This is a genomic window from Kutzneria buriramensis (assembly GCF_003387475.1).
Taxonomy (GTDB): domain Bacteria; phylum Actinomycetota; class Actinomycetes; order Mycobacteriales; family Pseudonocardiaceae; genus Kutzneria; species Kutzneria buriramensis.
This window is the reverse complement of record NZ_QUNO01000020.1, coordinates 238,124-244,785: the sequence shown is the minus strand read 5'-3', so window position 1 is coordinate 244,785 and position 6,662 is coordinate 238,124. Positions and strand designations below refer to the sequence as shown.

Sequence of the window (6,662 nt, the reverse complement as noted above, 5' to 3'; positions counted from 1 at the left end):
CGACCGGACTACCTACAAGGCCACCATCAGCATCGATGTCCTGGCCTCGCCCGAACCTTGACAGCTACGTGTCACGGCTAACTGAACGGCATTGGACCTAGTCCGCCAGCGTCCGCGGCAAGCCGAACCGCGGCAGCAGCTCCGCCCCCAGAAACGCGGTCATCCGAACGATCCCCGTCCCGGCGAGGGTCAACACCGTCACGCCATGGGCCCGCGCGATCCCGGCCTGGGGATCGCACACGTACCGCCCGAACGCCGGCTGGCCGTTGGCCCTGGTCGGCACGAGCCGCCACCGCCGCGTCCCCTGCACGAAGACGATGGCGTCGAAGAACTCGCCGATGGCCGAGCGCCCCTGGTATTCCAACGGCAGCGGCGGCATCGACATCCAGGCGTCGTCGGTGAGCAGCTCCACCATCGCCGGCACATCGCCGCTCTCGAACGCCACCACGAACGCGTCCACCACACGACGCTCCGCGACGGAACCCGGCAACGGAGGCGCCTCGACCGGAGCACGACTCGCCAGCGCACTCCGGGCCCGCTTCAAGCCGCTCGCGACGGCATCCTCCGTCGTGTCGAGCATCGACGCCACCTCGGCGCCGCGAAACCCGAGCACATCCCGCAGCACCAGGATCGCCCGCTGCCGCGGCGGCATCGTCTGCGCCGCGGCGATGAACGCAAGCGACACGGCCTCTCGGCTCTCCACCGACGCCTCCGGGCCGAGAGTCGGCACGTCGAAGGGGTACGGCTCCAGCCACGGCACCTCGTCCATGCGGCTCGGCTCCGGCAGCTGAGCCGCGGTGGCGTACGCCGGCCGATGGTCGCGGTCGCGCAGGGCATTCAGGCAGCGGTTGGTCGCGATGCGGTACAGCCAGGTCCGCAGGGACGACCGGCCGGCGAAGCGGTCGATGCCCCGCCATGCGGCCAGCAGCGTGTCCTGCACCAGGTCCTCGGCGTCGCCGAGGGATCCGAGCATCCGATAGCAGTGCACGTGCAGCTCCCTCCGGTACGGCTCGGTGAGCCGGCCGAACGCATCCGCGTCGCCGCCGCGAGCTTCCGCGAGCAGCGCCTCGTCCACGGTCATGTCCATGCCTGTATCGACACCGCCCGTCCCGGAAATCGGTCGCGCCCGGTTTCCCGGGTCGCCCGTGTCTACCCCGACATGACATCCCAGACCACAACACCCCGCGCCCCGGCCACCGACCAGCGCTGGACGCTCGGCCTGGCCAGCGTCGGCTCCTTCCTGGTGATCCTGGACCTGCTCGCCGTGTCGACGGCGCTGCCGACCCTGCGCACCGCCCTGAACGCGACCATCGCCACGCTCGACTGGACGATCAACGCCTACACGATCACCTTCGCGGTGCTGCTGATGACCGCCGCCGCGCTCGGCGACCGCTGGGGCCGGCGGCGGGTCTACGCCGGCGGCCTGCTGCTGTTCACGGGCGCGTCCGTCGCCTGCGCCCTCGCGCCGAACGCCGCCGTGCTGATCGGGGCGAGGGCGGTGCAGGGCGTCGGCGCGGCGGTCACCATGGCGACGGCGCTGGCCTTGATCAACGCCGCCTTCCCGCCCGAGCGGCGGGGCTGGGCGATGGGCGTGTTCGGCGCGGCCACCGGCGCCGCCAGCACCCTGGGGCCGGTGCTCGGCGGCGTGCTCACCCAGCTGCTGTCCTGGCCGGCCATCTTCTGGATCAACGTTCCGGTCGGGCTGGCGGCCGCGGTCGGCGTCCTGCTGCGCGTCCGTGACGGACAGGACCGCACCGCTGCGCCACTCGACCTGCCCGGGCTGCTCCTGGGTGGCGCGGCGGTGCTGGCCCTGGTGTGGGGCGTGATCCGCGCCGCGACCGACGGCTGGGCCGACCGCACGGTGATCGGCGCGCTCGTGCTGGGTGTCCTGCTGCTCGGTGCGCTGCTGCTCCGGGAGCAGCGCACGAAGCACCCGATGATCCCGCTGCGCGTGTTCACCGACCGCGCGTTCACGTCCGGCGTCGTCGGGATCTTCCTGCAGTCGGCATCCCTCACGGCGATCGTGTTCTTCACCGCCCAGTTCCTGCAGAACGGGCAGCACGACGGCCCTCTCGAAGCCGGTCTGCACCTGCTGCCGCTGGGCCTGGTGCCGCTGCTCCTCGCGCCACGCACCGGCGCCCACACCGACCGCGTCGGCACCCGGCCGATGATCGTCATCGGCCTGACGCTCCAGACGGTCGGCACCGCGATCCTCGCCGTCCTGGCCGGTCCCGACCTGCCGTACGCCGTGCTCGGCGCGGCCGTGGCGGTCGTCGCGACCGGCGTCACCTTCGCGGTGCCAGCGCTGACGAAGTCGGTGGTCGGTTCCGTGCAGCCGGCCGACATCGGCACCGCGTCGGGACTGTTCAGCACGGTCCGGCAGGTCGGCGCGGCCTTCGGCGTGGCTGCGAGCTCCGCGGCCTTCACCGCCGCCGGCGGCTACGGGAACGTCGCCGCCGGCTACCGCGCCGCCATGATCGTCGCGGTGGCGGCTGTCGGGATCGCCGTCGTCACGACACCCAGCCGGCGGTCAGCGACTGCACGACGGAGCCGTCCAGGTCGCTGAGCTTGGTGCCGCTGAAGGTGCGGGCGGCGTCCGAGGTCTGCACGCGGAACGCGGGCTTTTCGGCGGTGAGGACGTCGACGATCGAGGCGGCGGCGTCCTCGGAGGTCTGCGCGCCGTCGAACGCGTTGCGGGTGCGCTCCAGGTAGGAACGCAGCTGCGGCGCGTACGGGCCGGCGGCCTCCAGCTGGGCCGGGTCGAAGCCGACGTTGGCGACGAACTCGCTGGCCACGGCCCCGGGCTCGACGACGGTGACGCGGACGCCGTGCGCGGCGGCCAGCGGGGACAGCGACTCCATGAAGCCCTCGACGGCGAACTTCGCGCCGCAGTAGGCCTCGTTGAACGGCTGGCCGACGACGCCGCCGACGCTGGTGATGGTGATCAGGCGGCCCTGGGCGGCACGCAGGTGCGGCAGGGCGGCCTTGGTCACGTTGAGCACGCCGAAGAAGTTGACCTCGAACACCCCGCGGATGTCGTCGATCGACTCCTGCTCCAGGGTGCCGACGTGGCCCGCGCCGGCGTTGTTGATCACGGCGTCGAGCCGGCCGTACTCGGCGACGACGTCGTCGACGCAGGTCGCGGCGGCATCGGTCACGTCAAGGGCCCGCACGTCGATCAGGTCGGCGACGCCGGCGGCCTTGGCCGCCTCGACCAGCGCCCCGGACCGGGAGGTGTCGCGCATGGTGGCGACGACCCGCCAGCCGGCGCGGGCGGCGGCGACGGCCGTGGCCAGGCCGATGCCCGAGGAGGTGCCGGTGACGAGCACGGTGTTGGTCATGTCCTGCTCACTCTCGTTAGTTATGTTCCATAACCTTTATACTTCATAGCATGCCGGATGACGATGTGACCCTCGACATCACCGCCCAGGTGGTGCGCCTGATCGCCGCGATCACCCGCCGCTACTCGGCCGAGGCCCAGGCCGCGGCCACCCCGCACGGCCTGACCGCGATGCAGGCCAAGGCCCTGCTCGCGGCCCGGACGCCGGTCCCGATGCGCCGGATCGCCGAGGTGCTCAACGCCGAGCCGTCGAACGTGACCCCGCTCGTCGACCGCCTCGCCGAGTACGGCCTGCTGGAGCGCCGCCCGAACCCGGCGGACCGCCGCGGCAAGCTGGTCGCCGCCACCGAGGCCGGGCTCAGCGCCGCCGAGGACATGACCGCCCACATGCCGTTCGCCGCCGACCCCCTCGCCGCCCTCACCGACGATCAGCGCCACCTCCTGCGCGATCTGCTCGAACGCGTTCTCGAGGGCTAGCGGACACCAACCCCTCGGATCCCGCCACCCGTGGACCCCAGTGGTGGGACCAGGGCGTCCCACGGGTGCGACGGGTCTCCGCGACGGCGCAACCTTGTGCCAGCGGCCGCCGACAGACGGCCCCGGAACAGGGAGTCCGATCATGGACATGAAGCTCGAAGTGGTGGTCCTGCCCGTCACCGACGTCGACCGGGCCAAGGCGTTCTACACGACGCTGGGCTGGCGCGAGGACGCCGACTTCCCCGGCGCGGACGGCTTCCGCGTGGTGCAGCTGACCCCGCCCGGTTCGCCCGCCTCGGTGATCTTCGGGTCGAAGATCAGCGGCGCGCGGCCCGGCTCGGTCCAGGGCCTGCACCTCGTCGTCAGCGACGTGGAGAAGGCCCGCGCGGAGCTCGTCGAGAAGGGCATCGCCGTCAGCGAGGTCTTCCACGACGCCGACGGCGTCTTCCACCACGCCGACGGCGAGAAGGAGGTCGCGGGCCCGGACCCGCAGCACCGCAGCTACTCCTCGTTCGCGCGGTTCAGCGACCCGGACGGCAACGAGTGGGTGCTCCAGGAGATCACCACCCGCCTGCCCGGTCGGGAGTGGTGAGCCCGATGCCCGCGACCTACGAGAACTCCGACGAGCTGGCCGACGCCCTGCGGCGTGCCGCGGCGGCCCATGGCGAGCACGAGAAACAGCTCGGGCATGAAGACGCGGACTGGCCGAGCTGGTATGCCCAGTACATGGTGGAAGAGCAGCAGTCATGACCTACGACTTCGATGCCATCGTGCTCGGCGGCGGCGCACCCGGCGAGCACTGCGCCGCCGCCATCGCGGCCGGCGGCCTGCGGGTCGCCATCGTCGAGCGGGAACTGCTCGGCGGCGAGTGCTCCTACTACGCCTGCATCCCGTCCAAGACGTTGCTGCGGCCGGGAGAGGCGGTTGCCGGCACGCGGGACGTGCCCGGCGCCCGCGAGGCGGTGACCGGTCGGGTCGACGTCGCGGCGGCGTTGGCGTGGCGGGACTTCATGGTCTCCTCCTACGACGACGCCGGGCAGCAGAAGTGGGCGGCGAGCGCCGGCATCGAGGTCCTGCGCGGGACGGGCCGGCTTGCCGGCCCGCACGCCGTGGCGGTCGGCGACCGCACGCACACCGCGGCGCACATCGTCATCGCCACCGGCGCGGATCCGGTGATCCCGCCCGTGCCGGGGCTGGCCGACCTGTCCGGCGTCTGGACGAACCGGGAGGCCACCGGCGTCAAGGAGATCCCGCGCCGGCTGCTGGTCCTGGGCGGCGGGCCGACCGGCGTGGAGCTGGCGCAGGCCTTCCACCGCTTCGGGTCCGAGGTGACGCTGGTGGACGGCGCCGACCGCGTGCTGCCCCGGGAGCCCGAGGCGGTCGGCCGGGCCCTGGCCGAGGCGCTGACCGCCGACGGCGTCACCCTCCGCCTCGGCCAGCACGCCGCCGCCGCGCGTCTCGACGGCGACGACTACGTGCTGGACTTCCCGGACGGCTCCCAGCTGCGCGGCGACAAGCTGCTGGTCGCGACCGGCCGCAAGCCTCGGGTCGACGGCATCGGGCTGGAGACCGTCGGCATCGAGGCGAATCCGCACGGCATCGCCGTCGACGAGCGGATGTCGGCCGGCGACGGGCTGTGGGCCATCGGCGACGTGACCGGCCAGTGGAACCTCACCCACGTCGGCGAGTACCACGGACGGGTGGTGGCCGCGAACATCCACGGCGCCACTCGGGTGATCAACTACGACGCGGTGCCGCGAGTGGTTTTCACCGACCCGCAGGCCGCGGCGGTCGGCGCGGCGGAGGGGGCGTTCACGGCGACCATCCAGCTCGCCGGCGTGCCCCGCACCGCGACCTACACCCGTGCCTACGACACCACGCCCGGTTTCCTCACGCTGGTCTCCGACGGCTCGGTGCTGACCGGCGCCCACGCGCTCGGCCCCGAGGCCGGCGAGTGGCTCCAGCAGGCCACGGTCGCGATCCGCGCCAAGGTGCCGCTCGACGTGATGCTGGACGTCATCCAGCCCTTCCCCACCTTCTCCGAGTCGTTCCTGCATGCGTTGCGCGACCTCGACAAGCAGATCAAGGGGCAGTCGTGAACGCGCTCGGCGGGCAGACCGTGCTGGTCATCGGCGGCAGCGCCGGCATCGGGCTGGAGACGGCCCGGCTGGCGCGCGCCGAGGGCGCCGAGGTGATCATCACCGGGCGGAACGCGGACCGGCTCGAGCAGGCGGCCGAAGAGGTCGGCGCGGCACGGGCGGAGGCCTTCGACGCCACCGACTTCGAGCGGCTGGACGAGTTCTTCGGGGACCTGCCGGCGATCGACCACGTGCTGGTCACCGCCGGCAGCCCGTACTACGGCCCGCTGGCCGACTTCGACTTCGAGCGGGCGAACCGCAACACCGACCAGCACCTGTGGCTGCCGGTGCGCGTCGCCAAGCACGCCGTCGACAAGGTCCGCCCCGGTGGGACGCTGCTGTTCATGAGCGGCACCGGCGCGCGGCGGACCTACCCCGGCCTGTTCCTGGCGTCGGCGATGACGGCGGCGCTGCCGGCGCTCGTCAAGGGCCTGGCGCTGGAAATCGCGCCCGTACGGGTGAATCTGATCGCCGCCGGCTTCGTGGACACCCCACTGTCCGCGCAGCTGCTCGGCGACCAGCTCGACAACCGCCGCCAGCAGCTGCGCGACACGCTGCCGATCCGGCGGGTCGTCGGGCCGGCGGACGTCGCGGCGCTGGCCGTGCACCTGATGGCCAACACGGCGCTCACCGGCGCCACGTACGACATCGACGGCGGCCAGCAACTGCTCTGATTCGTACCGGATCGGGGGATGCCGTGTGTGGTA

General features: G+C 72.6%; 8 protein-coding genes. 6 read left to right on the top strand and 2 right to left on the bottom strand.

Going from position 1 to position 6,662, the window contains the following annotated elements; genetic code table 11:
* Positions 1-97 precede the first annotated feature (97 nt).
* Positions 98-1,081, bottom strand: coding sequence for a sigma-70 family RNA polymerase sigma factor (locus BCF44_RS44535; RefSeq protein ID WP_116180597.1), 984 nt, complete (start codon positions 1,079-1,081; stop codon positions 98-100).
* Positions 1,082-1,159: 78 nt separating this feature from the next.
* Between BCF44_RS44535 and BCF44_RS44530 the strand changes: the two genes are divergently transcribed.
* Positions 1,160-2,566: an MFS transporter gene (locus BCF44_RS44530; RefSeq protein WP_116180562.1), complete on the top strand. Its 1,407-nt coding sequence runs from the start codon at positions 1,160-1,162 to the stop codon at positions 2,564-2,566.
* Here the strand turns inward: BCF44_RS44530 and BCF44_RS44525 are convergent.
* Positions 2,511-3,341 carry an SDR family oxidoreductase gene (locus BCF44_RS44525; protein ID WP_116180561.1) on the bottom strand — a complete coding sequence of 277 codons (831 nt, stop codon included), beginning with the start codon at positions 3,339-3,341 and terminating at the stop codon, positions 2,511-2,513. The genes BCF44_RS44530 and BCF44_RS44525 overlap by 56 nt on opposite strands.
* Before the next feature lie 50 nt (positions 3,342-3,391).
* Here BCF44_RS44525 and BCF44_RS44520 point away from each other — a divergent pair, with 50 nt between their 5' ends.
* From BCF44_RS44520 to BCF44_RS57025, 5 genes are all read left to right on the top strand, one after another.
* Positions 3,392-3,817 carry a MarR family winged helix-turn-helix transcriptional regulator gene (locus BCF44_RS44520; RefSeq protein WP_116180560.1) on the top strand — a complete coding sequence of 142 codons (426 nt, stop codon included), beginning with the start codon at positions 3,392-3,394 and terminating at the stop codon, positions 3,815-3,817.
* A gap of 142 nt (positions 3,818-3,959) precedes the next feature.
* Positions 3,960-4,409 carry a VOC family protein gene (locus BCF44_RS44515; RefSeq protein WP_116180559.1) on the top strand — a complete coding sequence of 150 codons (450 nt, stop codon included), beginning with the start codon at positions 3,960-3,962 and terminating at the stop codon, positions 4,407-4,409.
* A 5-nt stretch (positions 4,410-4,414) separates the two neighbouring features.
* Positions 4,415-4,567 (top strand): hypothetical protein, encoded by a 153-nt coding sequence (locus BCF44_RS56125; protein ID WP_170218080.1) that lies wholly within the window; start codon positions 4,415-4,417, stop codon positions 4,565-4,567.
* The gene (locus BCF44_RS57030; RefSeq protein ID WP_116180558.1) at positions 4,564-5,916 is read left to right on the top strand and encodes a dihydrolipoyl dehydrogenase family protein; all 1,353 of its coding nucleotides are present in this window, start codon (positions 4,564-4,566) and stop codon (positions 5,914-5,916) included. The genes BCF44_RS56125 and BCF44_RS57030 overlap by 4 nt, the downstream gene beginning before the upstream one ends.
* Positions 5,913-6,629, top strand: a complete 717-nt coding sequence (locus BCF44_RS57025) for an SDR family oxidoreductase (protein ID WP_116180557.1) — start codon at positions 5,913-5,915, stop codon at positions 6,627-6,629. The genes BCF44_RS57030 and BCF44_RS57025 overlap by 4 nt, the downstream gene beginning before the upstream one ends.
* The last annotated feature ends 33 nt before the right edge of the window (positions 6,630-6,662 follow it).